Source organism: Streptomyces sp. NPDC018031 (genome assembly GCF_044327625.1).
Classification (GTDB): Bacteria; Actinomycetota; Actinomycetes; order Streptomycetales; family Streptomycetaceae; genus Streptomyces.
In genome coordinates this window covers 1,371,869-1,388,384 of sequence record NZ_JBIRFT010000001.1, presented here as the reverse complement: position 1 = coordinate 1,388,384, position 16,516 = coordinate 1,371,869, and the positions used below count along the sequence as shown (strand labels likewise).

Annotated in this window: 12 protein-coding genes and 3 pseudogenes; 7 read left to right on the top strand and 8 right to left on the bottom strand. The window is 74.0% G+C overall.

The genetic code is table 11. From position 1 onward, the window contains the following. Window positions 1-60: 60 nt before the first annotated feature. Entirely contained in the window at window positions 61-1,089 is a 1,029-nt protein-coding gene (locus ACH4B3_RS05940; RefSeq protein WP_398461447.1) for an aldo/keto reductase, read from the bottom strand. Window positions 1,090-1,446: 357 nt separating this feature from the next. Here ACH4B3_RS05940 and ACH4B3_RS05935 point away from each other — a divergent pair, with 357 nt between their 5' ends. Next, window positions 1,447-2,301, top strand: coding sequence for a helix-turn-helix domain-containing protein (locus ACH4B3_RS05935; protein ID WP_398461446.1), 855 nt, complete (start codon window positions 1,447-1,449; stop codon window positions 2,299-2,301). A gap of 313 nt (window positions 2,302-2,614) precedes the next feature. Here the strand turns inward: ACH4B3_RS05935 and ACH4B3_RS05930 are convergent, their stop codons facing one another. The 3 genes from ACH4B3_RS05930 to ACH4B3_RS05920 form a co-directional block, all read right to left on the bottom strand. Further along, window positions 2,615-3,433, bottom strand: a complete 819-nt coding sequence (locus tag ACH4B3_RS05930) for a class I SAM-dependent methyltransferase (RefSeq protein WP_398461445.1) — start codon at window positions 3,431-3,433, stop codon at window positions 2,615-2,617. 152 nt (window positions 3,434-3,585) lie between these two features. Beyond that, a complete protein-coding gene (locus ACH4B3_RS05925) occupies window positions 3,586-4,179 on the bottom strand; it encodes a DUF4291 domain-containing protein (RefSeq protein ID WP_398461444.1) in 594 nt (197 codons plus the stop codon). A gap of 311 nt (window positions 4,180-4,490) precedes the next feature. Further along, a complete protein-coding gene (locus ACH4B3_RS05920) occupies window positions 4,491-5,375 on the bottom strand; it encodes an NAD(P)H-binding protein (protein WP_398461443.1) in 885 nt (294 codons plus the stop codon). A 135-nt stretch (window positions 5,376-5,510) separates the two neighbouring features. Here ACH4B3_RS05920 and ACH4B3_RS05915 point away from each other — a divergent pair, with 135 nt between their 5' ends. The 3 genes from ACH4B3_RS05915 (at window position 5,511) to ACH4B3_RS05905 (ending at window position 9,451) form a co-directional block, all read left to right on the top strand. Continuing rightward, window positions 5,511-6,659, top strand: coding sequence for an AraC family transcriptional regulator (locus ACH4B3_RS05915; protein WP_398461442.1), 1,149 nt, complete (start codon window positions 5,511-5,513; stop codon window positions 6,657-6,659). Between the two features lie 754 nt (window positions 6,660-7,413). Further along, window positions 7,414-8,889 (top strand): D-inositol-3-phosphate glycosyltransferase, encoded by a 1,476-nt coding sequence (mshA, locus tag ACH4B3_RS05910; protein ID WP_398461441.1) that lies wholly within the window; start codon window positions 7,414-7,416, stop codon window positions 8,887-8,889. Further along, complete coding sequence (locus tag ACH4B3_RS05905; RefSeq protein WP_398461440.1) at window positions 8,882-9,451, top strand: YbjN domain-containing protein; 570 nt, start codon at window positions 8,882-8,884, stop codon at window positions 9,449-9,451. The genes mshA and ACH4B3_RS05905 overlap by 8 nt, the downstream gene beginning before the upstream one ends. Window positions 9,452-9,958: 507 nt before the next feature. On the opposite strand, the gene ACH4B3_RS05900 is transcribed toward ACH4B3_RS05905, so the two are convergent. After that, on the bottom strand, window positions 9,959-11,437 hold the full coding sequence (locus ACH4B3_RS05900) for an MDR family MFS transporter (RefSeq protein WP_398461439.1): 1,479 nt from the start codon (window positions 11,435-11,437) through the stop codon (window positions 9,959-9,961). 410 nt (window positions 11,438-11,847) lie between these two features. Between ACH4B3_RS05900 and ACH4B3_RS05895 the strand changes: the two genes are divergently transcribed. Beyond that, the gene (locus ACH4B3_RS05895) at window positions 11,848-12,609 is read left to right on the top strand and encodes a phosphoglyceromutase (RefSeq protein ID WP_398461438.1); all 762 of its coding nucleotides are present in this window, start codon (window positions 11,848-11,850) and stop codon (window positions 12,607-12,609) included. 78 nt (window positions 12,610-12,687) lie between these two features. Here ACH4B3_RS05895 and ACH4B3_RS05890 read toward each other — a convergent pair whose 3' ends face one another. The 3 genes and pseudogenes from ACH4B3_RS05890 to ACH4B3_RS05880 all read right to left on the bottom strand — a co-directional run. Continuing rightward, on the bottom strand, window positions 12,688-13,743 hold the full coding sequence (locus ACH4B3_RS05890; RefSeq protein ID WP_398461437.1) for a tyrosine-type recombinase/integrase: 1,056 nt from the start codon (window positions 13,741-13,743) through the stop codon (window positions 12,688-12,690). Beyond that, window positions 13,740-13,973: a DNA-binding protein gene (locus tag ACH4B3_RS05885; protein ID WP_398461436.1), complete on the bottom strand. Its 234-nt coding sequence runs from the start codon at window positions 13,971-13,973 to the stop codon at window positions 13,740-13,742. Before ACH4B3_RS05885 ends, ACH4B3_RS05890 begins: the two co-directional genes overlap by 4 nt. Before the next feature lie 481 nt (window positions 13,974-14,454). Next, window positions 14,455-15,239 (bottom strand): annotated as a pseudogene (locus tag ACH4B3_RS05880) (ATP-binding protein); the annotation flags it as partial. Here ACH4B3_RS05880 and ACH4B3_RS05875 point away from each other — a divergent pair. Then, window positions 15,237-15,743: pseudogene (locus ACH4B3_RS05875) on the top strand (UTRA domain-containing protein); the annotation flags it as partial. The pseudogenes ACH4B3_RS05880 and ACH4B3_RS05875 overlap by 3 nt on opposite strands. Further along, a pseudogene (locus tag ACH4B3_RS05870) lies at window positions 15,740-16,430 on the top strand (YdcF family protein). The pseudogenes ACH4B3_RS05875 and ACH4B3_RS05870, both read left to right, overlap by 4 nt. Window positions 16,431-16,516: the final 86 nt, after the last annotated feature.

Below are 16,516 nucleotides of genomic sequence, written 5' to 3'. Positions count from 1 at the left end.
GCACCGGCCCCGGCGTCCGGCCGTTCCCGCACCAACCGGCCCCGGCGTCCGGCAGGTCGGTCACCGGCGGCGGCGCAGCGAGGCGTCGGCGAGCGCGGGCGGCACGTAGTAGCTGTCCGCGCGGTTCAGGTCGGTGCCCGGCGGCACGATCTCGTCGATCCGGTCCAGCACGTCCTCGCTCAGCACCGTGTCCGCCCCGGCGAGCAGGTCCTCCAGCTGCTCGTGGGTGCGCGGACCGATGATCACGGAGGTGACCGCCGGGTGCGACCGTACGAACGCGGTCGCCAGGTGGGGCAGCGACAGCCCGGCCTCCGAGGCCAGCTCCGCCAGCTTGCCCACCGCCTCCAGCTTGCGCGCGTTGCCCGGCAGCGCCGGGTCGAACTTCTGCTGCTCCATCGCGTGCCGACCGCCCGTCAGGTCGATGTCGGACGCCTTGGTGTAGCGGCCGGAGAGCCAGCCCGCGGACAGCGGCCCCCAGGTCAGCACGCCCATCCCGTACTTCCGCGCGGTCGGCAGCACCGCCGCCTCCACCCCGCGGGCCAGGATGGAGTACGGCGGCTGCTCGGTGCGGAACCGCACATGGCCGCGCCGCTCGGCCACCCACTGCGCCTCGACGATCTGCTCGGCCGGGAAGGTGGAACTGCCGACCGCCCGCACCTTTCCGGCGCGCACCAGGTCGGACAGGACGGACAGCGTCTCGTCGATGTCCGTGTCGGGGTCCGGGCGGTGGACCTGGTACAGGTCGATGTAGTCGGTGCCGAGACGGCGCAGGCTGTTCTCGACCGCCCGGGTGATCCACCGCCGGGAGTTCCCGCTGTGGTTGGCGTCGTCGCCCATCGAGCCGTGCACCTTCGTCGCCAGGACCACGTCGTCGCGGCGGCCCTTGAGCGCCTTCCCGACGATCTCCTCCGACTCGCCCGCGGAGTAGACGTCCGCGGTGTCCACGAAGTTGATCCCGGCGTCCAGGGCGCGGTGGATGATCCGTACGCCCTCGTCGTGGTCGGCGTTGGCCCAGGCCCCGAACATCATCGCGCCGAGCGCGTATTCGCTGACCGAGATGCCGGTGCCGCCGAGGATTCTGCGCTGCATGGTTGCCGTCTTCCTGAGGTGGTTCGGTACGGGATGCCGGGCCGCGGGAGCGGCTGCCGCCCGCCGCCTTCGCGGTCCAGCCTCGCGCCCCGGCGACCGGGGTGACAGGCCCGCTCCAACCTGGGACTGCCGGAACCACCTTGTCGGCGTACCCGGGGCCGGCGCGGCCGGGGAGGACCCGCGGGCCGGACGGCACCGGGACCGTCCGGGACCGCCCGGAGCCGCCCGGAGCCGTGCGGGACCGTCCGGAGCCGTGCGGGACCGTCCGGAGCCGTCCGGGACCGCCCCAGGCCGTCCGGGACCGCCCGGAGCTGTCCGGGACCGGCTCCGGAGGGGCCACCGGCCGATAATGGACCGATGGGCGTCTCCCGATCGGACATCAACGCGTTCCTCAAGACCCGCCGCGCCGCGCTCGACCCGGCGACCGTGGGACTGCCCGACGGGGTGGTCCGGCGACGCGTCCGCGGGCTGCGCCGCGAAGAGGTCGCCCAACTCGCCGGAATCAGCGTCGACTACTACACCCGTATCGAACAGGGCCGGGCGAACGCCATCTCCGACGAGGTCCTGGACTCCGTCGCGCGGGCGCTGCGGCTGACCCCCGCCGAGCACACCTACCTGCGGAACGTGGCCCAGCCACGGCGCCGGTCCGCGCACCCGGCGCCGGTCCGGCCCCGGATACGGCCGGGGGTGCGGCAGCTGCTGGACGCCCTCGACAGCACCGTGCCGGCCTTCGTCTACGGCCCGGGACTGGACGTCCTGGCGTGGAACCGGCTCGGCGGCATGGTCGCGTTCGACCTGGCCGCGGTCCCGGAGCCGGAACGCAACGCCGCCCGCCTGGTCTTCCTCCACCCGGACGCCAGGACGCTGCACCCGGACTGGGAGCGGCTCGCCGGGGAGACGGTGGCGAGCCTGCGCGCCGAGGCCGGGCGCCGCCCCGACCTGACCGGCCGTCGCATCCGCGAACTCCAGGAGCACAGCGAGGACTTCCGGCGGCACTGGGAGGCGCAGGCCGTCACCGAGCGCACCCACGGCACCAAACGCATCCGGAACCCGCTGGTCGGCGAATTGGAGATCACCTATCAGGTGCTGGCGCTGCCGTCCGACGAGGGCCAACTGCTGTGCACCTACACCGCGCGGCCCGGCTCGCGCACCGAACGAGCGCTGCGCGAGCTGGCGGCGGTAGGCGCCGCGCAGGCCGGCGCGGCCGTCTGAGGCGGGCGGCCCGGACGCCGTCCGCGCGGGGCCGCGGCCCCACGCGGGGTGGCCGGCTTGGGACCGGCCGCCCGGCGTGGACGGGCGCCGGTGCGGACGTCCACCGGCGTGGACAGGTGTTGGTGCGGCTGGGTACCGGTGTGGACCGGGGCCGGTGGGGGCGGGCGCTGGTGTGGGCGGGGTCGGTGGGGACGGGGGCCGGCCGGTGGGGGCGGGCGCCGGTGTGACCGGGCCGGTGGGGGCGGGCGCCGGCGTGGACGGGGGCCGGTGTGGACGGGGGCCGCCGTGGCCCGGGTGGTCAGCGGCCGCGCGGTCAGCGGCCGCGCGGCGCCAGCGCGTCCCAGCGGACCGTGACCTCGCCCTGCCGCCACCGGCGCGGGCCGTCCGTCAGCGGCCAGTCGGCGCGCAGGCTCGCGCACGCCCTGACCCAGCGCTGCCGGGCGCTGAGCGCGGCGTAGGGGGCCGCGGCCGCCCACGCCCGGTCGAAGTCGCGGAGGAAGGCGTGCACCGGCTCGCCCGGCACATTGCGGTGGATGAGCGCCTTCGGCAGCCGTTCGGCCAGGTCGGAGGGGCGGTCCAGGGAACCGAGGCGGGCGGCGAAGGTGACCGTGGCCGGCCCGGCCGGGGTGAGCGCCACCCAGACGTGCCGGCGGCCGATCTCGTCACAGGTGCCCTCGACCAGCAGCCCGCCGGGCGCCAGCCGGTCGCACAGCCGCCGCCACACGGCCGCCACCTCGTCCTCGTCGTACTGCCGCAGCACATTGGCCGCCCGGATCAGCGCGGGGCGCGGACCGGTGCCGGGCGGCAGTGGCACCTCGAACCCGCCGTGCGCGAAGACCAGCCCGTCCCGCTCGTACGGCTTCGCGGCGGCGACCCGGGCCGGGTCGATCTCGATGCCCACCACGCTGACCCGCGGCGCCGCGGTCCGCAGCCGGTGCAGCAGCTCGACGGCGGTCCAGGGCGCGGCGCCGTACCCGAGGTCGACCGCGACCGGGGCCGGGGCGCGCAGCAGGGAGCGGTGGTGCTGCGCCGCGATCCACCGGTCCATGCGGCGCAGCCGGTTGGGGTTGGTGGTGCCGCGGGTCGCCGAGCCGACGGGTCGGGTCGGCGAAGGGATACGTGCGGCGGCCATGCGCTCGACTGTAAGCGCTCGGGCCGGCGAGCTGCCGCCGGGCGGGCCCGGGGCCGGGCGCGTGCGCCGCCCGGGCGCCCGGCCGCGGACGGCCCGGGGCAGCCCGCGCCCCCGGGCCCGGTGTCCGGCGCGCGGGGGCCCCGGGCCCGGTGTCAGGCGCGGAGGCGGTCCAGCAGCCCGTCCTCGACCGGGTACGGCGGCTCCGGGGGCAGCAGCCGGCGGGCGGCGTCCGGGTCGCCGCCGCGGACCAGGGCGTGGATCTCCCGGGTGAGCGGTGTCACATCGGTGATGGAGACCGTCCACTCGTCGGCGTACCGGCGCGCGGCCTCGCCGGAGAGGCCCAGCTGGAGCGAGCGGTAGGGCAGCGGCGCGAGGCGCAGATCGCGCTCGGGGTCCCACTGGACCCGGGTCGGGGAGCGCTTCAGCTTCCGCTGCCAGGCGGCCTGGTCGGCGTGCAGGCCCGCCACGTAGTGGGACAGGCAGGCGTGGCGCAGCGCCCAGGCGAAGCCGTCCCGGGTGATCTCGATCGCCAGGACGGTCTCCTGGCCCTCCTTGGCGGCCCAGCCGCAGCGGTACATCATCCACAGGAACGACGGCTTGATCCACGTCATCCGGTCCCGCTTCCACGCGGCCGGGAAGCGGCCGTCGCGCGCCGCGGGCAGGCCGAGGGCCGGCGGATACGCCTGGTAGACGGTGACCGTGTCCGCCGTGTGGCGGGCGCGGATGCGGTACTTCGGTTCTTCCACGGCACGAGGATGGTCCGGGCGCGCCGCGCCGACCACTCATTTTGCGATCACCGCGCTGCGGGCCCCCGCGCGGGCCCCGGGGCGGCATCGCGGGAGCGGCGGCACCGCCGGGGTTGGGACGGGTCGCCGGGCCCGGCCGCCGCGCGCCCCGGAACCGGCCGGCCGCCCCGGCGGTACCGGCCGGCCGCTCCGGCGGTACTGGCGGGCAGGCCGGCCCCAGCGGTACTGGCGGGCCCGCGGGCCCGGGGTATCGCTTCGGGGTCCGCGGGCCCCGGGGGCATCGCTCCGGGTGCCGCCGCCGCGGCGGCCGGTCAGTTCCAGACGCCGGTCGCCGCGGCCCTGGCCACATAGGTGTCGAAGTCCACCGGCGCCCGGCCCAGCACCTGCCGGACCCCGTCGGCCGGCTCGGCGGTGTGGCCCTCGCGGTGCAGGGCGAAGAGGGTGCCGAGCGCGTCCGCCGCCACCTCCGGGTAGCCCTCGGCGAGCAGCTCCGCCCGGTACTCCTCCGGGGTCAGCTCCACGTAGTCGATGGACCGGCCCGCGGCGCGCGCCATCGTGGTGACCGCCTCGCCGAAGGTGATGCCGCGCGGCCCGGACACCTCGTACACCTCGCCCAGCAGCCGGGCCTCGTCGGTGGTGAGCAGCGCGGCGGCGACGTCCGCCACGTCGTCGGCGTCGACGAACGCCTCGGTGACGGCGCCGATCGGCAGCGCCAGCCGGCCGTCCCGCAGCGGCTTCAGCCACAGGTCCTCGTCGAAGTTCTGGTTGAAGTTGTTGGCGCGGATGACCGCCCACTCGGCGCCCGAGTCCCGGGCCGCGCGCTCGGCGGCGGCCATGCCCTGGCCGAAGTCCGGACCGCTGTGGTCCAGGCCGCGCCCCGACAGCACCACGAAGCGCGACACCCCGGACTCCGTGGCCAGCCGCACGAACCCGGCCACCGGGGCCGGGTCGTCGGGAGCGACCAGGTACACCGCGGAGGCACCGGCCAGCGCCGGGCCCCAGGTGGCCGGATCGGTCCAGTCGAAGCGCACCGCGCCGGAGCGGGATGCCGCCCGCACCGTGGCGCCCGCGAGGCGCAGCCGGGGCACCAGCCTGCGGCCGGTCTTGCCGGTCGCGGCCAGGACCAGGATCTCGCGGCCGGTGTCCTCCTGCCGGGTCGTGGTGGCGGTGGTCTGGGTGGTGGTGTCCGTCGTCATGCCGTTCAGTCAACTGCCCGGCCGCGGCCGGGCACATGGGCGCGCGTCCGCGGTGGATGTCCATCCGTACGCGGCCACCGGATCCGGCGCGTACGCCGCGACCGCCGGTTCCCGCACGGCACTTAGGCTGACGCCATGGACCCGTTCGACGATCTGCTGCGAGGAGTCCGCGCCGACGGCGCCGTGTTCGGCCGGTCGGTGCTGTCACCGCCGTGGGCGCTGCGGTTCACCGACGGGGCGTCGCTGACGCTGTGCGTACCGCTCCGCGGCGAGGGCTGGATCGTGACGGACGGGACGGACGAGACGGACGAGACGGAGGGGACGGCGGGCGGCGCGGGCGGCGACGGCAGCCGGGCGCACCGCCTCCGGCTCGGTGAGGCGGCCGTCGTCACCGGCCCGGAGCCGTTCGTCTTCACGGACCGGCCCGAGACGCTGGCGGCCACCGCGCCGCCGCTGCACGAGGTCAACTGCGGCGACGCCTGGCCGGGCGAGGGGGCCCGGCGGGACGTCGCCGGGGAGCTGGCCGGGCACGCGGTCGGACGCACCGTGCTGATGGCGGGCGCCTACCACGTGCCCGGGGAGGTGCCGCGGCGGCTGCTGCGGGTCCTGCCCCGGGTGCTGGTGGTGCCGGAGACCGAGGACTGCACGGCGATGCGCGACTACCTGGAGGCCCAGCTGACCGGCGGCGCCGCTGGCCGGCGCGCGGCGGCCGGCCCCGGGGCGGCCGGCCGGGACGACGGGCGGACGTGCCCGGGGCCCGGTCGGCCCGGCAGCCAGATCGTGCTCGACCGGCTGCTGGACTGGCTGCTCGTGTGCACCCTGCGGGACTGGTTCGACCGGCCGGAGGCGGACCCGCCCGGCTGGTACCTGGCGCTCGGCGACGAGGTGGTGGGCCACGTGCTGCGGGCCATGCACCAGGCCCCGGACCGGCCGTGGACGCTGGCCTCGCTCGCCGTCGAGGCCGGGGTCTCCCGTACGACGCTGGCCAAGCGGTTCCACGACCTGGTCGGCGAGTCGCCGCTGGCCTACCTCACCGAGTGGCGGATGGCGCTCGCCGCGGACCTGCTGGCGGAGCCCGCCGCCACGGTGGCGTCGGTCGCCCGGCAGGTCGGGTACGCGGACGCCTTCGGCTTCAGCTCGGCGTTCAAACGCGTCCGCGGGGTGAGCCCGAGCGCCCACCGGGAGCGGTCCGCCGACCGCGCCGGAACCACCGCCGGCACCGGCACCCCGGCCCCGGGCCGGAGCCGGGCGGCACGACGGAGCCCCGCCCGCAGCGGCGCCTGACCGCCGCCGCGGGCCCCTGCCCGGGCACCCGGGCGGGTAGCCCACCGGGCCGCCCACCGCGGGCGGCCCCGGTGGGCGCCCAGGCGAGGAGCCGGGCCGTACCGGACCCGTGCCGCGCCCCGGCCCGGCCCCGGGCGCCGCGCCGTGCTCCCGGACGTCGTGCCGCCGCACCCCCCACGCCATGCCCTCGCGTCCGGTCCGTGCTCCCGGATGTCGTGCCGCCGCACCCCCGGCCCGTCCTCCGCACAGGGCCGCGGGCGGGCCGCCGGGCGTAGTGCCGCCGCGCCAGGGACCGCGCCCCGGACCGTCTCAGCTCAGTGCTCCGCGCCGCGCTCCGGTGGCGGGTTGCGGGCCGCGCCCGCCGGGCCGCCGCGCACTGGAGCCTCCTCCACCCCGGGGCCGGGCCCCTTCCCGGGCACCCGGGCAGGTAGCCCACCGCGGGCGGCCCTGGTGGGCGCCCAGGCGAGGAGGCGGGCCGTACCGGACCCGTACCGCGCCCCGGCCCCGGGCGAGGGCCGCGCCCCCGGCGCCATGCCCTCGCGTCCGGTCCGTGCTCCGCTCCGCGCTGCGGACCGCGTCCGCTCCGCGCTGCCGGCCGCGCCCGCCGGGTCTCGCACCCCGGAGCGCCCTCCACCCGGCCGCAACGTCACGCTTTGGCAAAAGGGGAAATGTGAACACCCGGTTTCGGTGTTGAGGGGTGGAGCAGACGTACGCCCGGCAGAAGCGCGCTTGACCCGGCAAGGAGGACCGTACGGTGAGCCAGTATCTATCCCGGCTCGGTAACCTGCGAGGCCGTACCTCCGGGGCGGGAGCCGCCCCACCGCACCAGCGGCACCGCCGGCACGGACTACCGCAGAGCCTGCGGCCGGGCCGGTTCGCGCAGCCCCGCCGCATCGCGATGCTCAGCGTGCACACCTCACCGCTCCACCAGCCCGGCACCGGCGACGCCGGCGGCATGAACGTCTACATCGTCGAGCTGGCCAGACGCCTCGCCGACGTCGGCATCGAGGTGGAGATCTTCACCCGGGCCACCACCGGCGGCCTGCCGCCGGTCGTCGAACTCGCCCCCGGCGTGCTGGTCCGGCACGTCGACGCCGGCCCGTACGAGGGGCTGGCCAAGGAGGAGCTGCCCGCCCAGCTGTGCGCCTTCACGCACGGTGTGATGCGGGCCTGGGCGGGGCACCGGCCCGGCCACTACGACCTGGTGCACTCCCACTACTGGCTCTCCGGCCACGTCGGCTGGCTCGCGGCCGAGCGCTGGGGGGTGCCGCTGGTACACGCCATGCACACCATGGCGAAGGTCAAGAACGCCGCGCTCGCCGCGGGCGACACACCGGAGCCCGCCGCCCGCGTCATCGGCGAGACCCAGATAGTGCGCGCAGCCGACCGGCTGATCGCCAACACCGCCGAAGAGGCCGCGGAGCTGGTCCGGCACTACGACGCGGAGCCGGACAAGGTCGCCGTCGTGCACCCCGGCGTGAACCTCGACCGGTTCCGGCCCGACGGCGCGCCCGGCGCCGCCGGCACCGTGGCCGCGGCGGATGGCAGAGCAGCCGCCCGGGCCCGGCTCGGTCTGCCGCAGGACGCGCTGATCCCGCTCTTCGCCGGCCGGATCCAGCCCCTGAAGGCCCCGGACATCCTGCTGCACGCCGTCGCGATCATGCTCGACGCGGAGCCGGCGCTCCGCTCCCGCGTCGTGGTCCCGGTGGTCGGCGGCCCCAGCGGCAGCGGGCTGGCCAAGCCGGAACGGCTCCAGAAGCTCGCCGCCCGCCTGGGCATCGCGGATGTGGTGCTGTTCCGCCCGCCGGTCGGGCAGGAGCAGCTGGCGGACTGGTACCGGGCGGCGTCGGTGCTGGTCATGCCCTCCTACAGCGAGTCCTTCGGGCTGGTCGCGATCGAGGCCCAGGCGTGCGGCACGCCGGTGGTCGCGGCCGCGGTCGGCGGGCTGCCGGTGGCCGTCCGGGACGGCGAGACCGGCTTCCTCGTACAGGGCCACGACCCGGCCGACTACGCCCGCGCGCTCCGCCGCTTCGCCCCCGCGGCCGACCGCGGCGCGGCCGCCGGAACCGGCCGACCGGGTGACGGTGACCTGGTGACCCGGATGGGTGCCGCCGCGGCCCGGCACGCCCAGTCCTTCGGCTGGGACACCGCCGCGGCCGCCACGGCGGAGGTGTACCAAGCCGCGATGCAGGAACGCCGTCGCCTACGATCGGTCCATGCCCATGGGTGACGCAGACTCAGCCGCACACTCCTCCGCCCCCGCGGCCCCGGCCGCCGGCCCGGCCACGGCCGGAACCGCCGGCCGCGACGCCGGCGCGGTCATCGAGCGGACCCTCCGCGACGCCGAGCTGGAGTGGGAGAGCCCGTCCGAGGGCAGCTACGTGGTGACGCTGCCGGGCACCCGCAAGCTGTCCACCACCTGCTCGCTGCGGGTCGGCCGGCACTCGCTGTCCGTCAACGCCTTCGTGATCCGGCACCCGGACGAGAACCACGAGGCGGTGCACCGCTGGCTGCTGGAGCGCAACACCCGGCTGTACGGGATGAGTTACGCCATCGACCAGCTCGGCGACATCTACCTCGTCGGCCGGCTTCCGCTGGCGGCCGTCACCCCGGAGGAGGTGGACCGGCTGCTGGGCACGGTGCTGGAGAACGCGGACGGCAGCTTCAACACCCTGCTGGAGATGGGGTTCGCCACCGCCATCCGCAAGGAGTACGCCTGGCGCACCTCGCGCGGGGAGTCCACCCGGAACCTCGCCGCCTTCACCCGGCTGACCGGCGACCTGCCCGACTGACCGGCCACCTGCCCGGCCGGCCGGCGACCCGCCCGACTGACCTGCCGCCTGTCGGACCGGCCGGCGACCTGTCCGGCTGACCGGCCACCTGCCCAGCCCTTCGGCGACCTGCCCGGCTGACCGGCCATCTGCCCCGCTGACCGGCCCCGGACCGCGCCGGCCCCGGACCGCGCCGGCCCCGGACCGCGCCGGCCCCGGACCGCTCCGGGACCGGACGGCCCCCCGCCGGGATCCCAGGATCGGGCCCGGACCGCCCCGGGACCGTGATCCCGGGACCGCGGCCGCGAGCGCCCGGGCCGGAGCGGCGTTCACCCGTCGGTTCCGCGCCCATAGCCCGAGTCCGTGCCCACGGCCCGAGGCCGCGCGCCCGCGGCCGGAGTCCGCGCCCATAGCCCGAGTCCGCGCCCACAGTCCGAGGCCGCGCCCACGGCCCGGGTCCGCGCGCCCGCGGCCGGAGTCCGCGCCCACGGCCCGGGCCGCCCCGTGAGTGCCGGCCCGGGCCGCCGCTCACGGGGCCGGGGCGGCTTCCGCCTTCGCCACCGCGTCCGGCACCCCTGCCACCGCCTCCGGCATTACGGCCACCGCGTCCGGCGTCACGGCCGCCGGGTTCGCCATCGGGTTCGCCACCGCGTCCGGCACCGGGTCGGCTTCCGGGTGCGCCGTGCCCCGCTCCCGGCCCCCCGGGTCCAGGTCCGGGGCCGTCCGCCCGTCCTCGGGGCCGGTTCCCGGGCCCTCCGTGACGGTGCCGCCGGCCTGCGCCCCCTCGGTCGCCGGCAGGCTCCGCATCAGCAGCCAGTAGCCGGCCGCCGCCACCGTGCCCAGCACCGCGCAGGTGGCCCAGAGCCACTCGGCGCCCAGCTCGTCGATGATGCCGCCAGCCATCAGCGGGGCGGCCAGCGCCGCCACCGACCAGGACATGGTGTAGACGCCCTGGTACCGGCCCCGGCTGTGCGCCGGGGAGAGCCGTACCACCAGGCTCATCTGGGTGGGGGAGTTGATGATCTCGCCGAGGGTCCACACGAACACGGTCAGCGCGTACACCGCCAGCGATCCGGCGAAGGCGGTGAGCCCGAAGCCGTACCCGGCCAGCAGGGCCGAGGCGACCAGCAGCCGCCGCGGGTCGCGGTGCTCGATGAACCGGGTCACCGGGATCTGCAGGGCCACGATCAGCACCCCGTTGACCGCTGCCACCAGGCCGTAGTCGCTGCTGGAGAAGCCCGCCTCGCCCATTGCCACGGGCAGCCCCACGAAGCCCTGCTGGAAGATGAACGAGATCAGGAAGGACAGCCCGACGACGCCCATGAAGCGGCTGTCCCGCAGCACCGTGCCGAGGCCGACGCCGTCCTCGGTGACGGCCCCGGCGTCCTTCCCGGCCGCGGAGGTGGTGCGTTCCGGGCGGGACTCGGGGATCTTCACGAAGACCAGCACCGCACACGCCATGGTCAGCGTGGCCTCGCCGAGGAACCCGGCGAGGTAGCTGTACTCGGCGATGAAGCCCGCGGCCGCCGAGGAGACCGCGAAGCCGAGGTTGATCGCCCAGTAGTTGAGGGAGAACGCCCGGACCCGGTCCTCGGGGCGGACGATGTCGGCCATCATCGCCTGGACGGCCGGGCGGGAGGCGTTGGACGCCATGCCGACGAGGAACGCGACGCCGGCGATGGCCACCGGATGTTCCATGAAGCCCAGCACGGCCACCGACACCGCCGTCGACGACTGGGCGATCAGCATCGTCGGACGCCGCCCCATGCGGTCGGTCATCACCCCCGCGCCGAGCGAGGAGATCACGCCGCCCAGCCCGTGGAGCGCCGCGACCAGTCCGACGTAGGTGGCGGAGTAGCCGCGCTCCATGCTCAGGTACAGCGCCATGAACGTGGCCACGAACGACCCGAGCCGGTTGACCAGGGTGCTGGTCCACAGCCACCAGAACTCCCGGGGGAGCCCCGAGACACTCTCGCGTGCGGCCCGTCTCATGGCGGCAACGGACATAGGTGTTCCCCCGAGGTGTGAGTGGCTGCGGCAGCCCGTGCGGCAGTGAGCGTGTAAGTGGTGAACGCGGCAGCCGTACATTACGCCCGGGGGTTCGCGGGCCGCCACTCAATTGACGGGACACGTCAAACGTGGCCCCGGGCCTGCGGCGACGGCCTCCACCGCGCGCCGCCCCCGGCTGCGGTGAGGGACCGCCGCACCGCCCCGGGCCTGCGGCGACGACCCGCCCCGCGCCGCCCCGCCGACCCCGCCCGTACCGCCTCGGCCACGGGAGCCCGGCCCGCACCGCGCCGCCCCCGGCGGCCCCGTCCGCCCGGCGCCGGGCGCCGCCCGAACTGGCGCGGCCGTGCCGTGGACGATGCCGGTCCCGGGGCACGGGCCGCACCCGGCCGTCCTCTACGCTCAGTGGCATGGCCGACGCACCGTACAAGCTGATCCTCCTCCGCCACGGCGAGAGCGAGTGGAACGCGAAGAACCTGTTCACCGGCTGGGTGGACGTCAACCTCAACGAGAAGGGCGAGAAGGAGGCGGTCCGCGGCGGTGAGCTGCTGAAGGACGCCGGCCTGCTCCCCGACGTGGTCCACACCTCCCTCCAGAAGCGCGCCATCCGCACCGCGCAGCTGGCCCTGGAGTCCGCCGACCGCCACTGGATCCCGGTGCACCGCTCCTGGCGCCTCAACGAGCGCCACTACGGTGCGCTCCAGGGCAAGGACAAGGCGCAGACCCTCGCCGAGTTCGGCGAGGAGCAGTTCATGCTGTGGCGCCGCTCCTACGACACCCCGCCGCCGCCGCTCGAGGACGGCACCGAGTGGTCGCAGAGCGACGACCCGCGGTACGCGACCATCCCCAGTGAGCTGCGCCCGCGCACCGAGTGCCTCAAGGACGTCGTGCACCGGATGCTGCCGTACTGGTACGACGGGATCATCCCGGACCTGCTGGCCGGCCGGACGGTCCTGGTCGCCGCGCACGGCAACTCGCTGCGCGCCCTGGTCAAGCACCTGGACGGGATCTCCGACCAGGACATCGCGGGCCTGAACATCCCGACCGGCATCCCGCTCGCCTACGAGCTCGACGCGGACTTCAACCCGGTCAACCCCGGCGGCACCTACCTCGACCCGGAGGCCGCCAAGGCCGCCATCGAGGCCGTCAAGAACCAGGGCAAGAAGAAGTAGAGTTTGTGATCATGCCCCTGACCTGCGCACACGGCGCGAGTCAGGGGCGTTTTCATGGCCTGGGCCCACTGGGGGCCCTCAGTGCCGCGGATCGTGCGGCCGGAGCGCGCGGCCGATGGCGTTCCGGGCCCGGTCCCGGCTGCTCGGCATGAGGTGCGCGTACACCTTCAGCGTCAGCCCTGGGTCGGAGTGTCCGAGGTACTCGCTGACGGCCTTGATGCTCTCGCCGGCGTCCAAGAGAACGGACGCGTAGAAGTGCCGGAGCGCGTGCATGCCGTGCTCGCGAGCAGCCTCATGCTCGCGGCTCTTGGCCTTCGGGATGACGCCCGCTTTCGCGAGGGCGGGCTTCCAGTGGTCCTCGTTCAGCGACGTACGCCAGACGTGCCCGCCGCGCGGCCCGCTGAAGGTGAGTCGCTTGGTCACGGGCTGACCGCTCGCGCGCATCCACGTCAGGGTGACTTCGACTGGCGGGAAGCGCTTCATGTGCTCTTTCAGCGCCTCCGCTACGGGCTCGGGCAAAGGCACGCCCCGGAGCTTGCCGCCCTTGGGGGGCGCGAACACCGGCTTGCTTAGGCTCAGCTTAAGTTGCTGCACGACGTGCAGCGTGCCGCTGTTGAAGTCCAGCTCATCGACGCACAGTCCCAGGATCTCGCCCTGTCGCAGTCCGCAACCGGCGCCCATGTCGACCATGGTCCGGAAGCGCTCGACCATGGCGTCACGTACGGCGAAAACGCGGTCAGGCTGCCAGGGGACGACACGGCGGGTGCCCATCTCGGGGAGCGTCACCGTGCGCGAGTTGCACGGGTTCCGGCGCAGGTAGCCGTCCTCTACTGCCGCGGAAAGGACAGCGCGGACGTTGGAGGAAATCACGCGGGCGTAGGCGCCAGACATGCCGGAGGCTTCGAGTTGGGTCACGAACTCGCGGATGTGGCTCGGCTGGAACGATCCCAGCGCGCGTGACCCGATGCGCGGAAAGGCGTGCAGGCTGAGCTGAGATTGCATCGACGCTCGCGTGTTCGGGTCGCCGCTCTGGCCCGCCAACCACCCTTCCGCGAACTCCTGAAAGGACGTCCGGGACGCGTTCCGGCCGATGTAGTCGCCGCGAGCCACGTCCGCCGCCTCTTGGTCAGTCACTGCTCGGCGAGGCGCTTCTGTCCGTCGGCGAACGACTTGAAGCGGAGGTAGCGGCCGACGCGGAAGCCGGGCGGGCCGATGCGCTTGCGGCGCCACTGGTAGACGGTTTCGACGCTCGGGAGGCTGAACATGGTGACCAGGTCCTCGGGGGTCAGGTAGCGGTCCGGAACGCCGCCGCGCAGGAGAGCGAGCAGGACGCCAATCAGGTCGGTCGGCTCTTCGGTGGCCATGGGTTCGGTGACTCCTCATGTCCGTCGCGGGGTGGGGTGAGGTCTTCTGCGATCGCGGGCGCGCGAGCCCGGAGGGCTCGTCTGTCCGAGGTTGGGATTTCTGCGTCACAGCGTCACGTGCGTCATCCAGGGTCCTGACCTGGGGGAATCCGTGACACAGCACGGCAGGGGTGCGTCACCGCCCCGTCACACCTGCGTCACGGTGGCGTGACGCAAGATGACGCAGACGGATCGGCTCTGCATCACGCTCTTTCCGGCTGGTCAGGGGCCGTTTTCCGTCGTGTGTGACGCAGGTGACGCAGCGTTCCCCTACTTAGGAAAGAAGGGGGGGTGGTGTCTGTTGTTGTCGCGGCTCATAGCGCGAAGAAGGAGCCGCTTCGCGGCACGTCCTCGGGCAGTGCTGCGCACCGAACAGCAAGAAGAGCACCCATCGCCGCGTCGGACCGGGTGCTCTTCTTGCTGTTGTGCGGTGACCTCGCGTTCAGAACGCGCTCTCCTGTTGCGCCCCGGGTGCCGGCGCGGGTTCGGTGAGCTCGATGTAGCGGGCCTCGCGGGTGCGTCCCCAGTCCACGACCAGGCCGCGGCAGCGAGGGTGGGCTGAAGGCGCTTAAGCCGGTCGGAGAGGACCTTGCCGGTGGTCGGCCACCCCTTGGGCAGCGGGCGGCAGTCCTCGCCGCTGTAGAGCCGGGTGAGGAGGTGCAGCCACTCCGCGGACCTCATCCGCTCCTGTGCCCCGGGTTGCATGCCGGCCGCGTACTGGAGCACGGTCTGCGCGAGCAGGTCGCCCTCGATGACGTCGTCGTTGAGGTCGTCCAGCCCGGCCCGGTAGGCCGCCAGCGCCCCGAGACCCATCGCCGCGTCGAGCTGCGCGCACAGGTGGGCGAAGTCCGCCATCCGCAGGTCGGTCGGTGTCTCAGCGGTGGCGGCGCGGACCTTGACGGTCAGGTCCAGCAGGGAGCCGAGCATGACGGGCAGAGCTTCCGCATACTCCGTCCACAGCTCCGCTTCGGTGCGCCGCACCTTCGGGCGTTCCAGGCGGAGCGGGAGGAGGCGTTCGGCGAGGTCGGGGCGGATGACGCCGACGTCGATGCCGGTCAGGAGCAGGGGGCGGCGGTAGCGGGCGCGGAAGACGTCTCCGTCGGTGAACAGGGCGCGCTTGACGCTCTCGGCTCCGGTGACGATGCAGGACATGGCGTCGGACAGGTCCGGGGTCATGTGGGAGAGGTTGTCCAGCGCCGTGACCCACCCTGCGGCCACGGCCGCGACCGCGTGGCGTCCGGACGTACGTACAAGCGGAACGAACAGACTCAGACCGTTAGTCGTGTGACGGCGTCGGCCGCCGTCGCTCAGGCGCACGGATTGCCGGAAGGCTCGGAGGTCTACGCACGTGCGCGCGTAGTCAAGGAGGGCTCCCAGCCGACGCACACGCTGACGAGCTACTACCGTCCTGAGCACGTGGAGGGGACACGCATCGTCGACCCGACGCCGGGGCCCGCCGGCCGGGGCGGTGGCTTCCGTGTCCTGTATGACGCCGGGTACGACATTGACCACATGCAGGAGACGTTGTTCGCGCGCATCCCCACGGCAGACGAAGTCCAGCTCCTCCAGCTAGCACCGGGTGAATGGGTAGTGGAGCTGGATCGGACGACGTACACGGCCGACGGCACCGTGGTGGAGTTCGCGATCGGCGTGCACGCAGCGACACGCTTCGCATGGACGTACGACTTCAAAGTTCCCGACTCAGCGAAAGTGGAGGGGGAGAGCCAGTGATCTCAGCACAGGCATGGGCCGACGCTCAGCGGCTATGGGACTTCCAGCAGATGGGTCATGAACTGCGCCCATGCTCTGTCGCGATCGGACTCGGCAGTCATGACCTCGGGGTCGCGGACACAACCGCTGATCTTTACCACCGGGGCATGATGCCGCTCATCGTCTTTACCGGAGCTACCAGCCGCACCACGCCTGACCGTATGCCGCGTGGAGAGGCGGAGCACTACCACGGGCGCGCGATGGAGTTGGGAGTGCCGGCCGACGCGATCCTTGTTGAGCCGCGGGCCCGGAACACGGGGGAAAACATCAGCTTCTCTCGCGCACTTCTCGAAAAAACACCAGGTGGCCGTTTCATCCGTCCTCCTGGTCAGCAAGCCGTACGAGGAACGACGGGCTTTCGGAACCGCATGCAAACTGTGGCCCGAAGTCCAGTGGCTCAGCACCTCTGCACCGATGACCCTGACTGAATACGTCGACTCTATTGGAGATGCGCGCCTTGTGGTCGACATGCTGGTCGGTGCGCAGCAGCGTCTCATGATCCATCCCGGCTTCATGATTGAGCAACCGATCCCCGGAGACGTGACTACAGCGTACGACCGCCTGCGCGACGGTGGCTTCACAAGCCGACTCGTTCCGCATCCTTTCGAGCGCAACTCTGGCGGCTCAGCCCCTTCGACCGGGTGTTAGTGAGTGGCCAACGGCAGGAATGGGAGCCGCCGCGATATGTGAGTGGGTAGGCTCTAGCATCGCCAAGACCTTGCCCCCTCTCAGCG

Coding starts and splice junctions, on each gene's coding strand:
- ACH4B3_RS05940 (WP_398461447.1), bottom strand. CDS start 1,089: ATGCAGCGCAGAATCCTCGGCGGCACCGGCATCTCGGTCAGCGAATAC.
- ACH4B3_RS05935 (WP_398461446.1), top strand. CDS start 1,447: ATGGGCGTCTCCCGATCGGACATCAACGCGTTCCTCAAGACCCGCCGC.
- ACH4B3_RS05930 (WP_398461445.1), bottom strand. CDS start 3,433: ATGGCCGCCGCACGTATCCCTTCGCCGACCCGACCCGTCGGCTCGGCG.
- ACH4B3_RS05920 (WP_398461443.1), bottom strand. CDS start 5,375: ATGACGACGGACACCACCACCCAGACCACCGCCACCACGACCCGGCAG.
- ACH4B3_RS05915 (WP_398461442.1), top strand. CDS start 5,511: ATGGACCCGTTCGACGATCTGCTGCGAGGAGTCCGCGCCGACGGCGCC.
- ACH4B3_RS05905 (WP_398461440.1), top strand. CDS start 8,882: ATGGGTGACGCAGACTCAGCCGCACACTCCTCCGCCCCCGCGGCCCCG.
- ACH4B3_RS05900 (WP_398461439.1), bottom strand. CDS start 11,437: ATGTCCGTTGCCGCCATGAGACGGGCCGCACGCGAGAGTGTCTCGGGG.
- ACH4B3_RS05895 (WP_398461438.1), top strand. CDS start 11,848: ATGGCCGACGCACCGTACAAGCTGATCCTCCTCCGCCACGGCGAGAGC.
- ACH4B3_RS05885 (WP_398461436.1), bottom strand. CDS start 13,973: ATGGCCACCGAAGAGCCGACCGACCTGATTGGCGTCCTGCTCGCTCTC.